The organism is Streptomyces aurantiacus (assembly GCF_027107535.1).
Taxonomy (GTDB): Bacteria; Actinomycetota; Actinomycetes; order Streptomycetales; family Streptomycetaceae; genus Streptomyces.
On record NZ_CP114283.1, the window covers coordinates 1680740 to 1694788 of the forward strand.

Sequence of the window (14049 nt, forward strand, 5' to 3'; positions counted from 1 at the left end):
TCTACCGAGAGGTAACCGACAGGTTCGTCCCGTTCCCCCAAAGGCGGGTCCGGCAAATCGCAACGATACGCCCGACCCGTCACGCGTACCGCAAAGCCATTCGAGTCTCGTACCCTCGTAGGGTTCCGAAATTCGCAAAGCGGGCAGATCGCTGTGGTGTGCGTCACCGGTGGTTGTGATTCCCTGACTGGAGTTGCGACGACACGGCCGGGATCGTCACCGTTTCGGCGGTCTCGACCGCCGGGTACTTGCGCGATCCGTCCCGCCCGTGTGGACTACGGCCAATGCTTCGCGCACGCGCGTGGCTTGAACTTCCCCAAGGTCTCGGCTTCGCCCGAGCCGGGGAGGACCCCATTACCGAACATGATCAGGAGGCAACCCGTGAGCGCGACCGCGGACCACGCGGAGGAGCGGACGAGCCTGGCCGCCAGGCTGGGATTCCAGCCCGAGCAGGTGGTCCAGGAGATCGGCTTCGACGACGACGTCGACCAGGAGCTCCGCTCGGCCATTGAAGAAGTAATCGGCAGCGAGCTCATGGACGAGGAGTACGACGACGTCGCCGACGCCGTGGTGCTCTGGTTCCGAGACGACGACGGCGACCTGACGGATGCGCTGGTGGATGCCACCACGTACGTCGAAGAGGGCGGCGCCGTCCTGCTGCTGACGCCCAAGACCGGCCGAGACGGTTATGTGGAGCCCAGCGACATCGCCGAAGCTGTGACGACCGCGGGTCTGTCCCAGACCAAGGGCATCAGCGTGGGGAAGGACTGGAGCGGCACGAAGCTGGCGACGCCGAAGACGGCCGCCAAGAAGCGCTGAGGCGCAGCCGAGGCCAGGAGGCCCCCGTCGACATCCCGTCGGCGGGGGCCTCGTCCATGGGCGGGCGGGAGCGCTGCGTAGGGTGGACGTCACCCGAACAGCCCGACGGACCCGACGGAAGGGATGCAGGACCATGGCGATCGAGGTCGGCGACAAGGCTCCGGACTTCGAGCTCAGGGACAACCACGGCGCCACCGTGAAGCTCTCGGACTTCCAGGGCGCGAAGAACGTGGTGCTGCTCTTCTACCCCTTCGCCTTCACCGGCGTGTGCACCGGCGAGCTGTGCGAGCTGCGCGACAACCTGCCGCGGTTCTCCGACCGGGACACCCAGGTCCTGGCCGTCTCGAACGACTCCATCCACACCCTGCGCGTCTTCGCCGAGCAGGAGGGCCTGGAGTACCCGCTCCTGTCCGACTTCTGGCCGCACGGCGAGGTCTCGCGGGCGTACGACGTCTTCGCCGAGGACAAGGGCTGCGCGGTGCGCGGCACCTTCGTCATCGACAAGGAGGGCGTCGTCCGCTGGACCGTCGTCAACGCCCTGCCGGACGCGCGCGACCTCGACGCGTACGTACGGGCGCTCGACGCCCTGTGATCCAGACGCCGCCGCGCCCGGCGGGCCGGGATGCCGACACTTCGGGATTCTTCGTGCCCAGGGCCTGCGGTGGCGGGGAACCCGTCACTAGGATCGACACGTTGATCCGATACCAACGCACTACGGGGCTTCCCGCCCCCGGACACCAATGGGAGGACTCGTGGGAGTCAGCCTCAGCAAGGGCGGCAACGTATCGCTGTCGAAGGAGGCCCCGGGCCTGACCGCGGTCATCATCGGTCTGGGGTGGGACATCCGCACCACGACCGGTACGGACTTCGACCTCGACGCCAGCGCCATCCTGACGAACGCGGAGGGCAAGGTCAGCAGTGACGCCAACTTCGTGTTCTTCAACAATCTGAAGAGCCCCGACGGCTCGGTCGAGCACACCGGGGACAACACCACCGGTGAGGGCGAGGGCGACGACGAGCAGATCAAGGTCAACCTCGCCGGGGTCCCGGCCGACATCGAGAAGATCGTCTTCCCGGTGTCGATCTACGACGCCGAGAACCGCCAGCAGTCGTTCGGTCAGGTGCGCAACGCGTTCATCCGCGTCGTGAACCAGGCCGGCGAGGCGGAGATCGCCCGCTACGACCTTTCCGAGGACGCCTCGACGGAGACCGCGATGGTCTTCGGCGAGCTGTACCGTCACGGCGCGGAGTGGAAGTTCCGCGCCATCGGCCAGGGGTACGCCTCGGGCCTGCGCGGCATCGCGCAGGACTTCGGCGTCAACGTCTGAGCCCTGCGTCCGGGGTCTCTTGCGACCCCGGGCCGATCCACCACTTCCCGTCCGGCGCCGCACACTCCTAGTGCGGCGCCGGACGTGCTGGACAACCCAATGGCTTCACCGGGGAGGACAAGGAACATGGGCGTCACGCTCGCCAAGGGGGGCAATGTCTCCCTCTCCAAGGCCGCACCGAACCTCACGCAGGTGTTGATCGGGCTCGGCTGGGACGCGCGCTCCACCACCGGAGCCGACTTCGACCTCGACGCCAGCGCACTGCTGTGCAACTCGGGGCGGGTGCTCGGCGACGAGTGGTTCATCTTCTACAACCAGCTCAAGAGCCCGGACGGCTCGGTCGAGCACACCGGGGACAACCTCACGGGTGAGGGCGAGGGCGACGACGAGTCGATCCTGATCGACCTCTCGAAGGTGCCGGCCAACGTGGACAAGATCGTCTTTCCGGTCTCGATCCACGACGCCGACAACCGCGGCCAGACCTTCGGTCAGGTCAGCAACGCCTTCATCCGGGTCGTCAACCAGGCCGACGGCCAGGAGCTCGCCCGCTACGACCTCTCCGAGGACGCCTCCACGGAAACCGCGATGATCTTCGGTGAGGTCTACCGCTACGGCGTCGAATGGAAGTTCCGGGCGGTGGGCCAGGGGTACGCGTCCGGACTGCGGGGCATCGCCCTGGACTTCGGGGTTCACGTTTCGTAGAGCACGGTGCGCGGAAGGCGACCCCTGTGAGTCGGGAGGGTCGGCCGTGGTGTCTCAAAAGCGAGGTGTCCGGAGTGGCTGAAGGCGCGTCACCCGCGTTCGGACGCCCTGGACCTGCGACTCTCCGGGGAGACGGGCCCGGCCCGCTCCTCCGGGGAGCCTGCCCTCTAGACTTCGTGGTCAATGTTTCGTAAAGCCGGGTACGGCGGGGGGAAACCCCCTCCGGACTTCGTCCGGGGGTAGCCCCCCATACTCATGATTGGGTAGCCAGTGGTTCTGAAAACCTTCGGCTGGTCGTTCGCGGTCACCGCGCTCGGCCTGGTCGCAGCGGTGCTGATCGGCGGATGGACCGCCTTCGGGATCGTGCTGATCCTGTCCATCCTCGAGATCTCGCTGTCCTTCGACAACGCGGTGGTCAACGCCGGGATCCTGAAGAAGATGAGTGCCTTCTGGCAGAAAATCTTCCTCACCATCGGCATCCTCATCGCCGTCTTCGGAATGCGGCTCGTCTTCCCTGTCGTGATCGTCGCGATCAGCGCCTCACTCGGCCCCATCGAGGCGGTCGACCTGGCACTGAACGACGCGGATCGCTACCAGGAACTCGTCACCGACGCCCACCCGTCGATCGCGGCCTTCGGCGGCATGTTCCTGTTGATGATCTTCCTCGACTTCATCTTCGAGGACCGTGACATCAAGTGGCTCGGCTGGCTGGAGCGCCCGCTCGCCAAGCTCGGCAAGGTCGACATGCTCTCGGCCTGCATCGCGCTGATCATCCTGCTGGGCACCGCGCTGTTCCTCTCCCCGCACGCCCACCTGCACGCGGGGTCCGCCGACAAGACGGAGACGGTGCTGCTCTCCGGCGTCGCCGGCCTCATCACGTACCTGGTCGTCGGCGGCCTCTCCGGATTCTTCGAGAACCGCCTGGAGGAGGCCGAGGAGCGCGAGCACGAGGCCGAGGAGGAGGCCAAGGCCAAGGGCAAGGAGATCTCCGCGGGCGCCATGGTCGGCAAGGCCGCGTTCTTCATGTTCCTCTACCTCGAGGTCCTGGACGCGTCCTTCTCCTTCGACGGCGTCATCGGCGCCTTCGCCATCACCAACGACATCATCCTGATGGCCCTCGGCCTCGGTATCGGCGCCATGTACGTCCGGTCGCTCACCGTCTACCTGGTCCGCCAGGGCACCCTCGACGACTACGTCTACCTGGAGCACGGCGCCCACTACGCGATCGGCGCCCTCGCCGGAATCCTGCTCATCACCATCCGGTTCGAGGTCAACGAGATCGTCACCGGCCTCATCGGTGTCGTCCTGATCGCCTGGTCCTTCTGGTCCTCCGTGCGCCGCAACAAGGCACTGGAGGCCGCCGAGGGAAAAGCTGACGCCTCGGGCGACAAGACAGAGGTCTCGTCCGGGGTGTGACACCGGTCCGTGGGAGGAACGCTCTGTGAGGGGCGGTCGTCGAGGATGTCCTCGCGGCCGCCCCGGCGTATGCGTCCCCGAACTCGTCGGGGCTCAACAGGCAAGCGTGGGGGCGGGAATGAGTTTCTGGGAAGGCCTGTGGCGCAGCGGGCGGTCGACGCCGTTCGACTCGGGCAGCGCGTCGACCAACGCCATCGAACTGACCAAGCGGAACCACACGATCTCACTCACCAAGCAGGGCGCGGCCACCGGCAACCTCCGCGTCAACCTCTCCTGGCGGATGCGCACCTCCGACATAGGCGGGCCCCAGCGGGAGAGCCTGCTGCGCCACCCCTTCAAGGCGTTCAAGCCGGAAGTGGTGCAGGCGCACACCCAGAGCATGGTCAACGTCGACCTGGACCTGGGCTGCATGTACGAGCTCGCGGACGGCACCAAGGGCGTCGTCCAGCCACTGGGCGGCTTCCTGGGCGAGCTCAACGGAGCGCCGTACGTGAAACTCAGCGGTGACGACCGCTTCGGCTCCGGATCGGGCGAGACGATCTTCGTCAACCTCGACCACCGCGAGGAGATCAAGCGGCTCCTGGTCTTCGTCTACATCTACGACCAGACCCCCGCCTTCGACCGTACGCACGCCATCGTGACCCTGTACCCGAGCAACGGCCCCCGGATCGAGATCGGCCTCGACGAGCGCCACTCCCAGGCCAGGTCCTGCGCGGTGGTCATGATCGAGAACGTGAAGAACGAGCTGGTGGTGCGCCGCGAGGTCAAGTTCGTCTACGGCTTCCAGGCCGAGCTCGACCGGCTCTACGGCTGGGGGCTCACCTGGGGGCGGGGCTACAAGGCGAAGGCCGGCCGCTGACAAGCGCTGCCACGTGGCTCAGCCGGGGCGCCCCAGAGCTCGGCAGGGCGGGTCCAGCGGCGGCTGCGGGTTCGGTGCGGCTTGTCACGCAGGCGCCCGCGCCCCTTCGGGGCGCGGGCGCCGGCCTAGCGGCCGATGAACTGGGGGCCCTGCGGGGGAAGCCGGAAGTCCGGGTCGGGAAGGGTGCTGACCGGCTGCGGATAGCCGTAGGCGGGCTGGCTGGTGGGCTGCGGGTAGCCGTACGCGGGCTGGGTGGCGGGCGGCTGCTGCCGGGTGGGCTCCGGGCCGGGAGCGGCGGGGGGATAGCCGTACGCGGGCTGGACCGGCTGCTGGGGCACCTGGGTGGTGGGCTGCTCCGGCGGCAGCGGCTGCGAACCGGGCTGCTCGGCGGGCGCCGGGCCGTCCTCGGCCTCGGACTCGTCCACCAGGATGCCGTAGTCCGACGCCAGCCCCTGCAGGCCGTCCGAATAGCCTTCGCCGAGCGCCCGGAACTTCCAGCCCTCGCCGCGCCGGTACAGCTCGCCGCAGACCAGCGCGGTCTCCTCGCCGGTCTCCGGCTTGATGTCGAAGTACGCCAGCGGCTCGGCGTCCCCGAGCACGGCGTCGAACAGCAGGATCCGCAGGGCGCTGACCCGGTCGAAGGTGACGCCGTCGGCCGAAGCGACAAGGAGAATCCGGCCCACGGCATGATCAATGTCGGCCAGATCCGACCGAATCGTGTCGGTGAGCCCCTCCGCGAGGCCTCCGTTCACGCGCTTCTTGCCGAGCCGCCAGACCTTGCCGGAAGGGTGCCGGGGCTGGTTGTAGAAGACGAAGTCCTCGTCGGACCGCACACGCCCGTCGGGACCGAGGAGCAGCGCGGAGGCATCCACGTCCGGAACGCCCCGCCCCGGCGTCCAGCGCAGTACGGCGCGCACCGCGGTGGCGTCCAGCGGGACGTTCGACCCCTTCAGCATGGCGTGCGTCATGCGGTCATCCTGCCTTCTCGGTCCTGGTCACGACAACGTGGGGTGAGCCTGCGTCCGGCCGGATAATGCGGGCAGACGCACAATGGTGTTTGTGTGCGTTACCTGAACTTCATGCCCGGTGGGAATCTCCGACACGGATCCCTACGTACTATTACCGGCCACATATCGTCAGTCCGACTAGCCGCCCTGGGGGAGACTCATGCGTCATTTCGGTCACATCGCCCCTGAGGTGCGGGAGCGCCTCTTCTTCCAGGAGCCGTGCGCCTTCACCGCGGACTCCCCGCCCCGGGTGCTCGCCGCAGCCCTCGGAGCCACCCTCTACAGCCCCGCGACCAGGCAGAAGCTGGCCGACGACATCGTGAAGCAGGCCCAGCGCGGTGTCGTCTCGATGGTGGTGTGCCTGGAGGACTCGATCGACGACGCGGACGTCGTCGAGGCCGAGGAGAACCTGGTCCGGCAGTTCGGTGACCTGGCCGAACGCTGCCCCGAGACCTTGCTGCCGCTGCTCTTCGTCCGGGTCAGGGCGCCCGAGCAGATCCCCGACCTCGTCCACCGGCTCGGCGCGTCCGTGCGGCTGCTGTCCGGATTCGTGCTGCCCAAGTTCACCGAGGAGCGGGGCATCCCCTTCCTGGAGGCGCTCACGGCGGCCGAGGGCGCGAGCGGGCGGCGCCTGTTCGCCATGCCCGTCCTGGAGTCGCCCGATCTGCTGTACCGCGAGTCGAGGGCGGAGGTCCTCGCGGGGATCTACCGGGCCGTCGACAAGTACCGCGACCGCGTGCTCGCCCTGCGCCTCGGCGTCACCGACTTCTGCTCCGCCTACGGGCTGCGCCGGGCGCCCGACATGACCGCGTACGACGTGCAGATAGTGGCTTCCGTGATCGCCGACGTGGTGAACGTCCTCGGGCGGGCCGACGGCACCGGATTCACGGTGACCGGGCCCGTGTGGGAGTACTTCCGCGTCCAGGAGCGGATGTTCAAGCCGCAACTGCGCCGTAGCCCCTTCCACCCGAAGGCGGATGCCCTGCGGGCCTCCCTCATCGAGCACGACATGGACGGCCTGCTCCGCGAGATCGCCCTCGACCGGGCCAACGGCCTGCAGGGAAAGACCTGCATCCATCCCTCGCACGTGCTGCCCGTGCACGCCCTGTCCGTCGTCAGTCACGAGGAGTTCAGCGACGCCCAGGACATCCTGCGACCGGAGCGGGGCGGCGGAGGCGTACTGCGGTCCGCGTACACGAACAAGATGAACGAGGTGAAGCCGCACCGCGCCTGGGCCGAGCGCACCCTTCAGCGCGCCGAGGTCTTCGGCGTCACGAACGAGGACATCGGCTTCGTGGAGCTGCTCGCCGCCGGAATCCCCGGCTGACACACACCGGCTGACACCCAAGGAATCCATGAACAAGGCTGTGAACGACGGGTCCGGCGTCTGGTCCGCGACGGGCTTCCGCCCCGGAACCAACGCCGGAACCAAGGCCGGAACCAAGGCCGGGTCCGCCGGCGAGGCCTCGTCCCCGGCCGGGTCGGCCGAGGGGCCCGCAGGCGGGATCTGGTCCGGGAGCTGGGTCGCCGGACGGCTCGGCGTCGAGCTCGTCGGGGACGAGGGCCTCGGCGAACTGCTGGGGCTCGCCCTGCGGCGCAACCCCAAGCGGGCCCATCTGCTCGTGTCGAACGTGCTGGGCAAGCACGTACCGCAGTCACCCGCCGTCGTGTACGGATACGGCTTCGCGCTCGGACTCCGCGTGCGCGACCTGCTCGGGGAGGACGAGGCCCGCCGGGCCGTCGTCCTCGGGTACGCCGAGACGGCCACCGGCCTCGGCCACTCGGTCGCGGACGGCGTGGGCCTCGCCCCCTGCCTCCACTCGACCCGGCGCCCGGTCGAGGGCGTCGCACCGGCGGGCGGCTTCGAGGAGTCCCACTCGCACGCCACCTCGCACCTGCTGCTCCCGGAGGATCCCGCTCTGCTGGCCTCGGACGGCCCGCTCGTCCTCGTCGACGACGAGTTCTCCACCGGCAACACGATCCTCAACACCATCCGTGACCTGCACGAACGCTATCCGCGAGGCCGGTACGTGATAGTCACCCTGGTCGACATGCGCTCGGCCGCGGACCTCGGGCGGCTGGCGGACTTCGCCCGCGAGATCGACGCGACCGTGGACCTCGTGACGGCCGCCTCCGGCACGGTACGGCTGCCCGACGGCGTACTGGAGAAGGGGCAGGCGCTGGTCGCCGAGCACGAGAAGGCGGCCGTGGCGCCCGCACCACGCCCGGAGCCCGGCAGCGTCGTCCCCGTGGACCTCGGCTGGCCGCACGGCCTCGCCGACGGCGGACGGCACGGCTTCACGCCCGAGCACCGCGTCCGCCTGGAGGGCGCCCTGCCCGCCATGGCCGCCCGAATAGCCGAGGCCCTCCCGCCCGGCACCGGCCACGTGCTCGTGCTCGGCTGCGAGGAGCTGATGTACGCGCCGCTCCGCCTCGGGGTCGCGCTGGAGAAGCTGACCGACGCCGAGGTGCGCTACTCCACGACCACCCGCTCTCCCGTGCTCGCCGTCGACGACCCCGGCTACGCGATCCGCACCCGGCTCGTCTTCCCCGCCCACGACGGTCCGGCGGACGGCCCCGGCGAGCGGTACGCGTACAACGTCGCCGGCGCCGGCTTCGACGCCGTCGTCGCCGTGGTCGACTCCGCCGCCGACACTCCCGAACTGCACGCACCGGAAGGCCTGTTGGCGCAGCTCGCCGCCCACACGCCCAGCGTGCTGCTCGCCGTCGTCCCCTCGTACGTTCCCGAACGGCCGCCCGCCCAGTCGCCCACCGAAAGGCCCTTCATGCTGTCCGAGCCCCTCCGTGGCCCCGACTTCTCCTCGTACGCGTCGGACGAGGTCGGCTGGCTGCTGCAGGACCTCTCGGACACCCGGCTGGAGGCGCCGACCGAGGAGCGCGAGGAGGCCATCCAGAGCGGCGGCGCCCACTACGCGGAGTCGCTCCCGGTGGAGTACCAGCCGAGCCCCCAGTACCAGGAGCTGTTCCGCAGCGCCCTCGCCGTCTCGGCCGCCCGCATCGCCCTGGCCGTCGGCGCGGTCACCGAGACCGTGCTGGCGGAACGCTCACCGCGCCCCGTGCTCGTCTCCCTGGCCCGCGCCGGCACCCCCGTCGGCGTCCTGATGCGCCGATGGGCCCAGCACCGCCACGGCCTCGACCTGCCGCACTACGCCGTCTCCATCGTGCGCGGCCGCGGCATCGATGCCAACGCCCTGCGCTGGCTGGCCGCCCACCACGACCCGGCCGACGTCGTCTTCGTGGACGGCTGGACCGGCAAGGGCGCCATCACCCGCGAACTCGCCCAGGCCATCGAGGAGTTCGCGGCCTCCGACGGCATCACCGGCTTCGACCCGGAGATAGCGGTCCTCGCCGACCCCGGGTCCTGCGTGCGCACCTACGGCACCCGCGAGGACTTCCTCATCCCGTCCGCCTGCCTCAACTCCACGGTCTCCGGCCTCATTTCACGCACGGTGCTCCGCGCGGACCTGGTCGGCGAACACGACTACCACGGCGCGAAGTTCTACCGCGAACTCGCCGACGTGGACGTCTCCGTCGACTTCCTGGACGCCGTCTCCGACCGCTTCGACGAGGTCGGCGACGCGGTGGACGACCGGGTCAAGGAACTGCTCTCCACCGACCGCACCCCGACCTGGGAGGGCTGGGCGGCCGTCGAGCGGATCAGCGAGGAGTACGGCATCCACGACGTGAACCTCGTCAAGCCGGGCGTCGGAGAGGCGACCCGGGTGCTGCTGCGCCGCGTCCCCTGGAAGATCCTCGCCCGGGCCGGAGCGGGCGCCGACCTCGACCACGTACGCCTGCTCGCCGAACAGCGCGGCGTACCCGTCGAGGAGGTTGCCGAACTCCCGTACACCTGCGTCGGGTTGATCCACCCCAAGTACACGCGCGGCGCGACCGGCGCCGACGGCAAGGCAGTGACAGTCTGATGTCCATGCCCACCACCTCACCCAGGGTCCTCGTCGCCAGCGACCTCGACCGCACCCTCATCTACTCCTCGGCCGCGCTCGCGCTGACCATGCCCGACGAGCGGGCGCCCCGGCTGCTCAGCGTCGAGGTGCACGAGCGCAAGCCGCTCTCCTACATGACCGAGACCGCGGCCGGACTGCTCGCCGAACTGGGTGACGTGGCGGACTTCGTCCCGACCACCACCCGGACCCGCAAGCAGTACCAGCGGATCCAACTCCCGGGCCCCGCCCCGAAGTACGCGATCTGCGCCAACGGCGGCCACGTCCTCGTCGACGGTGTCTCCGACCCGGCGTGGCATGCCCGGGTGACCGAGCTCCTGGCACGGGAGTGCGCCCCGCTCGCCGAGGTGCGCGCCCACATGGAGGCCACCGCCGACCCGCTGTGGGTGCGCAAGCACCGGGTCGCCGAGGACCTCTTCGTGTACCTGGTCCTCGAGCGGGAACTGCTTCCCGAGGACTGGGTGAAGGAGCTGGCCGTCTGGGCGGAGAACCGCGGCTGGACCGTGTCCGTACAGGGCCGCAAGCTCTACGCCGTACCGAAGCCGCTCACCAAGAGCGCCGCCATGCGCGAGGTCGTCCGCCGTACGGGGGCGACCCTCACCCTCGCGGCCGGGGACTCCCTCCTCGACGCCGACCTGCTGCTGGCCGCGGACCGCGGCTGGCGCCCGGGCCACGGTGAACTGGCCGACGCGGGGTGGACGGCGCCCGGGATCACTGCTCTTCCGGAGCGCGGTGTCGCGGCGGGGGAGCGGATCCTGCGGGAGTTCCTCCGCGAGGCCCGCTAGAAGTCGCGGACCCGACCGTCTCCGGCTCTGTCTCCGTCTCCTCGCCACGCCGTCGGCCGCCCCGCCCCGGCCTGAACAGGCGTACGCACGCGAACACCAGCAGCGCGAGCGCCGCCACGGCCAGCACCACCTTGGAGTACGTCGCGACATAGCCGGTGACCTCGGTCCACTTCTCGCCGAGCAGATAGCCGGCGAGGACGAAGACGGTGTTCCAGATCGCGCTGCCCAGCGTGGTCAGGCCCAGGAAGACGGGCAGGGGCATGCGCTCGACGCCCGCCGGCACCGAGATCAGACTGCGGAAGATGGGGATCATCCGGCCGAAGAACACGGCCTTGGTGCCGTGCCGGTTGAACCACGCCTCGGTCTTCTCGATGTCCGACACCTTCACCAGCGGCAGCCGGGCCGCGATCGCCACCGTGCGGTCGCGGCCGAGCAGCGCACCGACGCCGTACAGAGCGAGCGCACCGACGACCGAACCGGCCGTCGTCCACAGCAGCACGGCGAACAGGTTCATCTGCCCGGTGCTCGCCGCGAACCCCGCCAGCGGCAGGATCACCTCGCTCGGCAGGGGAGGGAAGAGGTTCTCCAGAGCGATGGCGATGCCCGCGCCCGGGGCCCCGAGCGTGTCCATGAGGCTGTTGATCCACTGGGGTGCGCTGCTGTCGGTCACACATCCGACGCTAGTGAACCGAAGCTGAAGCCAGACTGAAGCCGCTGCCCGGCGCGGGTGTCAGCCGCAGCAGCCCCCGCCGCAGCAGCCGCCACCGCCTCCGGCACGGGGCGCGGGTGAGGGCGCCGAGGCGGCGCCGCCGACGGCGACCGTCGACAGCAGCTTCACGGTGTCGTCGTGGCCGGCGGGGCAGGCCGCGGGCGCGGACGACTCGGCCATCGGCCGGCTCTTCTCGAAGGTGTCACCGCAGGTCCGGCACCGGTATTCGTAGCGAGGCATGGGCCCAGGTTAGCGGGCGGCCCGGTCCTCTCCCAGAGGAGAGCTGCGGCCCTTGGCGAGGGCCCTCGCGCGCAGGTCGGCCCCCGCCCTCAGCCGCTGCTCGCGGGCGGCCTGCTCGGGGTGGCGGGACCGCCAGTACGGGTTGTCGTGGGGCAGGGCCGAGCCGACGCGCCCGTACATCCCGAAGAACATCAGCAGCACGCCGACCACGAAGCTGAACAGCACGTTCTGGATGCGGAAGGCCAGGAAGTTGAAGCCGGTGTCGAGCAGGGCGAGGTTCACGAAGCCGCTGAGGATGAAGAGGACACCGAGGACCATGTTCAGCGTCGAGGCGACGTTGCCGCCGATCACCATGCCGACGAGGAGCAGCAGCCCGACGCAGATCGACAGCACGCTGAGCGCCCCGTTGGTGCTCAGCCCCGCGACCTCGTCGCCGCGGGTGTCGAAGAACCCGACCTTGTCGATCAGACCCAGGATGCCGAAGGCGAGCAGCACGAGGCCCATCAGCCCCGCGCCGATCCGGTAGAACCTGCTGAGACGGTGATCGACCGGGAGGTGTTCGTCGAGCCTGATCCGCCGCTTGGGCGCGGTGCGCAGTGCGTGCGTGGCCATGTCCGCCTCCTCGGGAGCGAGCGGAGGGCGTCCGTACTCCCAGCATCCGCCCGGGGCGGCTCTCACGCCAGCCCCGGGCGGATGTCGCGCCGCCGCCCGGGGCGGCTCTCACGCCAGCCCCGGGCGGATGTCGCGCCGCCGCCCGGTCAGGCCTTGAGGGGGTTGGTACGCGTCGCCGCCAGCAGGTACCAGGCGGTCGCACCGGCGTGCCGGTACGGGTAGTAGCCGAAGCCGAACCCGGTGTCGAGCGGGCTGCTCGCCGAGACGACCCCGGAGCGGGCGGGGAGAGCCTTCTTGTTGATCGTCTGGTCGGTGCCGAGAAGGTCCTGGGCCTGCTCGATGGAGGCGATCAGGCGGCGGGCCCGCACCTCGTCGCCGCGGCCGTGCCGGTCCCGCAGCGCGAGCGCGAGATGGGCGGTGCCCTCGAACCACACACCGTTGCGGTCCGGCTTCGGCTGGAACTCCGCGATCGGGGCGTCCTCGTTCGCCAGGAGACTGACGGAACTGAAGGTGACGCCCGCGTACGACTGGCCCGCGGGGACCGTGCTGTTCCGCCGGTCGGCGTGGTCCAGGACGGCCAGCTCGGCCGCGGCCCAGTCCAGCGACCGGGAGTACGGGCGGGAGCCGAGGGCGAGCTGGGTCCAGGTCTGGGTGTCCTCGGGGACGGGCGACTTGTTGACGCTCACGCCGTCGTTGGTGCCGGTGTAAAAGAAGTTTCCGGAGGGCTCCCACATCTTCTCGACGAAGGCCCGGGCCCGTGCGCGCCGCTCCAGCCACACACGGTTCCCGGTGAGCCGGGCGAGCCGCCCGAAGAGGCAGACGAGGTCGGTGTTGTGCTCGGTCGAGGTGAAGGGCAGCTTCACGTTCGCCCCGTCGACGCCGAACTTGTAGCCGCCGAGGGGCTCGTCCGTGCGCCCGGTCCGCTCGATCCAGTCACCGATCCGTACGGCACCGTGGAGGAAGCGGCGGGCGCCGGTGCGGTCGGCGAGGGCGCTCAGGGCGATACCGGCCCAGGCCATGTCACCGACCGCCGTGCCCGTGAAGCCGAACTGGGTCCCGACGTTGGCGGTGCCGTCCGCCCGGACGAACCCGTCCGGCTGCGGCACCCCGTCGAAGAAGACGTACGGCCCCACGTTGTAGGCCTGCCGCAGCCTGCCGTCGTCGTACACCGGGTCGTGGGCCTGGGCGTAGAGCAGCGCGTCGCCGAGCGCCACGGCCCGGGCCCGGCCGTCCGTGGTACGGGTCGCCAGATGGGCCAGGATCGCGAGGGCGTTGTCGTACGTGAACGCCGTGCTGAACAGACCGGCCTGGTCCGTGTAGCTCTGGGTCAGACGGACGTCACCGTGGTCCGGATACGCGTCCATGGCGGCGGAGAGGAAGGCATGCCCCCGCCGGACGGCGCCCCCGGCGCCCCCAGAACCTCCGGCGTCGCCGGCCGCCCGCGCCGCGCCGGTGCCCGCCGCGGTGAAGACCGCGGCGCCGACACCGAGTCCGGTGCCGATGAGCGCACGACGACTGAACACCGAACTCGAACCTTGTCTGCCGGTCATGGGTCTCCCTGGAGAACATACGGCCCCCGATGCGCACGC

The 14049-nt window shown here is 70.0% G+C and carries 14 protein-coding genes; 9 read left to right on the forward strand and 5 right to left on the reverse strand.

From position 1 onward, the window contains the following. The first annotated feature begins 381 nt into the window (after positions 1–381). The 6 genes from O1Q96_RS09080 (at position 382) to O1Q96_RS09105 (ending at position 5124) form a co-directional block, all read left to right on the forward strand. The gene (locus tag O1Q96_RS09080; protein WP_055519877.1) at positions 382–819 is read left to right on the forward strand and encodes a DUF3052 domain-containing protein; all 438 of its coding nucleotides are present in this window, start codon (positions 382–384) and stop codon (positions 817–819) included. 133 nt (positions 820–952) lie between these two features. After that, a complete protein-coding gene (locus tag O1Q96_RS09085) occupies positions 953–1411 on the forward strand; it encodes a peroxiredoxin (RefSeq protein WP_269247667.1) in 459 nt (152 codons plus the stop codon). A gap of 160 nt (positions 1412–1571) precedes the next feature. Continuing rightward, a complete protein-coding gene (locus O1Q96_RS09090; protein WP_055617911.1) occupies positions 1572–2147 on the forward strand; it encodes a TerD family protein in 576 nt (191 codons plus the stop codon). Positions 2148–2273: 126 nt separating this feature from the next. Beyond that, on the forward strand, positions 2274–2849 hold the full coding sequence (locus tag O1Q96_RS09095; protein ID WP_269247668.1) for a TerD family protein: 576 nt from the start codon (positions 2274–2276) through the stop codon (positions 2847–2849). Positions 2850–3119: 270 nt separating this feature from the next. After that, positions 3120–4265, forward strand: coding sequence for a DUF475 domain-containing protein (locus tag O1Q96_RS09100; protein WP_269247669.1), 1146 nt, complete (start codon positions 3120–3122; stop codon positions 4263–4265). 118 nt (positions 4266–4383) lie between these two features. Next, entirely contained in the window at positions 4384–5124 is a 741-nt protein-coding gene (locus O1Q96_RS09105) for a TerD family protein (RefSeq protein ID WP_269247670.1), read from the forward strand. A gap of 125 nt (positions 5125–5249) precedes the next feature. On the opposite strand, the gene O1Q96_RS09110 is transcribed toward O1Q96_RS09105, so the two are convergent. After that, positions 5250–6092: a TerD family protein gene (locus O1Q96_RS09110; protein ID WP_269247671.1), complete on the reverse strand. Its 843-nt coding sequence runs from the start codon at positions 6090–6092 to the stop codon at positions 5250–5252. Between the two features lie 199 nt (positions 6093–6291). Here O1Q96_RS09110 and O1Q96_RS09115 point away from each other — a divergent pair, with 199 nt between their 5' ends. Genes O1Q96_RS09115 through O1Q96_RS09125 form a run of 3 tightly spaced genes read left to right on the forward strand, consistent with a single transcriptional unit; the run spans position 6292 to position 10899 of the window. Further along, positions 6292–7458, forward strand: coding sequence for an HpcH/HpaI aldolase/citrate lyase family protein (locus O1Q96_RS09115; protein WP_269247672.1), 1167 nt, complete (start codon positions 6292–6294; stop codon positions 7456–7458). 28 nt (positions 7459–7486) lie between these two features. Next, on the forward strand, positions 7487–10075 hold the full coding sequence (locus tag O1Q96_RS09120; RefSeq protein WP_269247673.1) for a phosphoribosyltransferase: 2589 nt from the start codon (positions 7487–7489) through the stop codon (positions 10073–10075). A 5-nt stretch (positions 10076–10080) separates the two neighbouring features. Beyond that, on the forward strand, positions 10081–10899 hold the full coding sequence (locus tag O1Q96_RS09125; protein ID WP_269247674.1) for an HAD family hydrolase: 819 nt from the start codon (positions 10081–10083) through the stop codon (positions 10897–10899). Here O1Q96_RS09125 and O1Q96_RS09130 read toward each other — a convergent pair. The 4 genes from O1Q96_RS09130 to O1Q96_RS09145 all read right to left on the reverse strand — a co-directional run bounded on the left by O1Q96_RS09130 (position 10826) and on the right by O1Q96_RS09145 (position 14010). Continuing rightward, positions 10826–11530, reverse strand: coding sequence for a DedA family protein (locus O1Q96_RS09130; RefSeq protein ID WP_269253541.1), 705 nt, complete (start codon positions 11528–11530; stop codon positions 10826–10828). The two genes, O1Q96_RS09125 and O1Q96_RS09130, sit on opposite strands and share 74 nt — an antisense overlap. A gap of 99 nt (positions 11531–11629) precedes the next feature. Then, a complete protein-coding gene (locus O1Q96_RS09135) occupies positions 11630–11848 on the reverse strand; it encodes an FmdB family zinc ribbon protein (protein ID WP_269247675.1) in 219 nt (72 codons plus the stop codon). A 9-nt stretch (positions 11849–11857) separates the two neighbouring features. After that, the gene (locus O1Q96_RS09140; protein WP_269247676.1) at positions 11858–12460 is read right to left on the reverse strand and encodes a DUF4383 domain-containing protein; all 603 of its coding nucleotides are present in this window, start codon (positions 12458–12460) and stop codon (positions 11858–11860) included. A 146-nt stretch (positions 12461–12606) separates the two neighbouring features. Beyond that, positions 12607–14010 (reverse strand): Tat pathway signal sequence domain protein, encoded by a 1404-nt coding sequence (locus O1Q96_RS09145; RefSeq protein WP_269247677.1) that lies wholly within the window; start codon positions 14008–14010, stop codon positions 12607–12609. Positions 14011–14049 lie beyond the last annotated feature (39 nt).

Coding starts and splice junctions, on each gene's coding strand:
- O1Q96_RS09135 (WP_269247675.1), bottom strand. CDS start 11,848: ATGCCTCGCTACGAATACCGGTGCCGGACCTGCGGTGACACCTTCGAG.
- O1Q96_RS09110 (WP_269247671.1), bottom strand. CDS start 6,092: ATGACGCACGCCATGCTGAAGGGGTCGAACGTCCCGCTGGACGCCACC.
- O1Q96_RS09105 (WP_269247670.1), top strand. CDS start 4,384: ATGAGTTTCTGGGAAGGCCTGTGGCGCAGCGGGCGGTCGACGCCGTTC.
- O1Q96_RS09140 (WP_269247676.1), bottom strand. CDS start 12,460: ATGGCCACGCACGCACTGCGCACCGCGCCCAAGCGGCGGATCAGGCTC.
- O1Q96_RS09145 (WP_269247677.1), bottom strand. CDS start 14,010: ATGACCGGCAGACAAGGTTCGAGTTCGGTGTTCAGTCGTCGTGCGCTC.
- O1Q96_RS09095 (WP_269247668.1), top strand. CDS start 2,274: ATGGGCGTCACGCTCGCCAAGGGGGGCAATGTCTCCCTCTCCAAGGCC.
- O1Q96_RS09120 (WP_269247673.1), top strand. CDS start 7,487: ATGAACAAGGCTGTGAACGACGGGTCCGGCGTCTGGTCCGCGACGGGC.
- O1Q96_RS09085 (WP_269247667.1), top strand. CDS start 953: ATGGCGATCGAGGTCGGCGACAAGGCTCCGGACTTCGAGCTCAGGGAC.
- O1Q96_RS09125 (WP_269247674.1), top strand. CDS start 10,081: ATGCCCACCACCTCACCCAGGGTCCTCGTCGCCAGCGACCTCGACCGC.
- O1Q96_RS09115 (WP_269247672.1), top strand. CDS start 6,292: ATGCGTCATTTCGGTCACATCGCCCCTGAGGTGCGGGAGCGCCTCTTC.
- O1Q96_RS09130 (WP_269253541.1), bottom strand. CDS start 11,530: ATGGACACGCTCGGGGCCCCGGGCGCGGGCATCGCCATCGCTCTGGAG.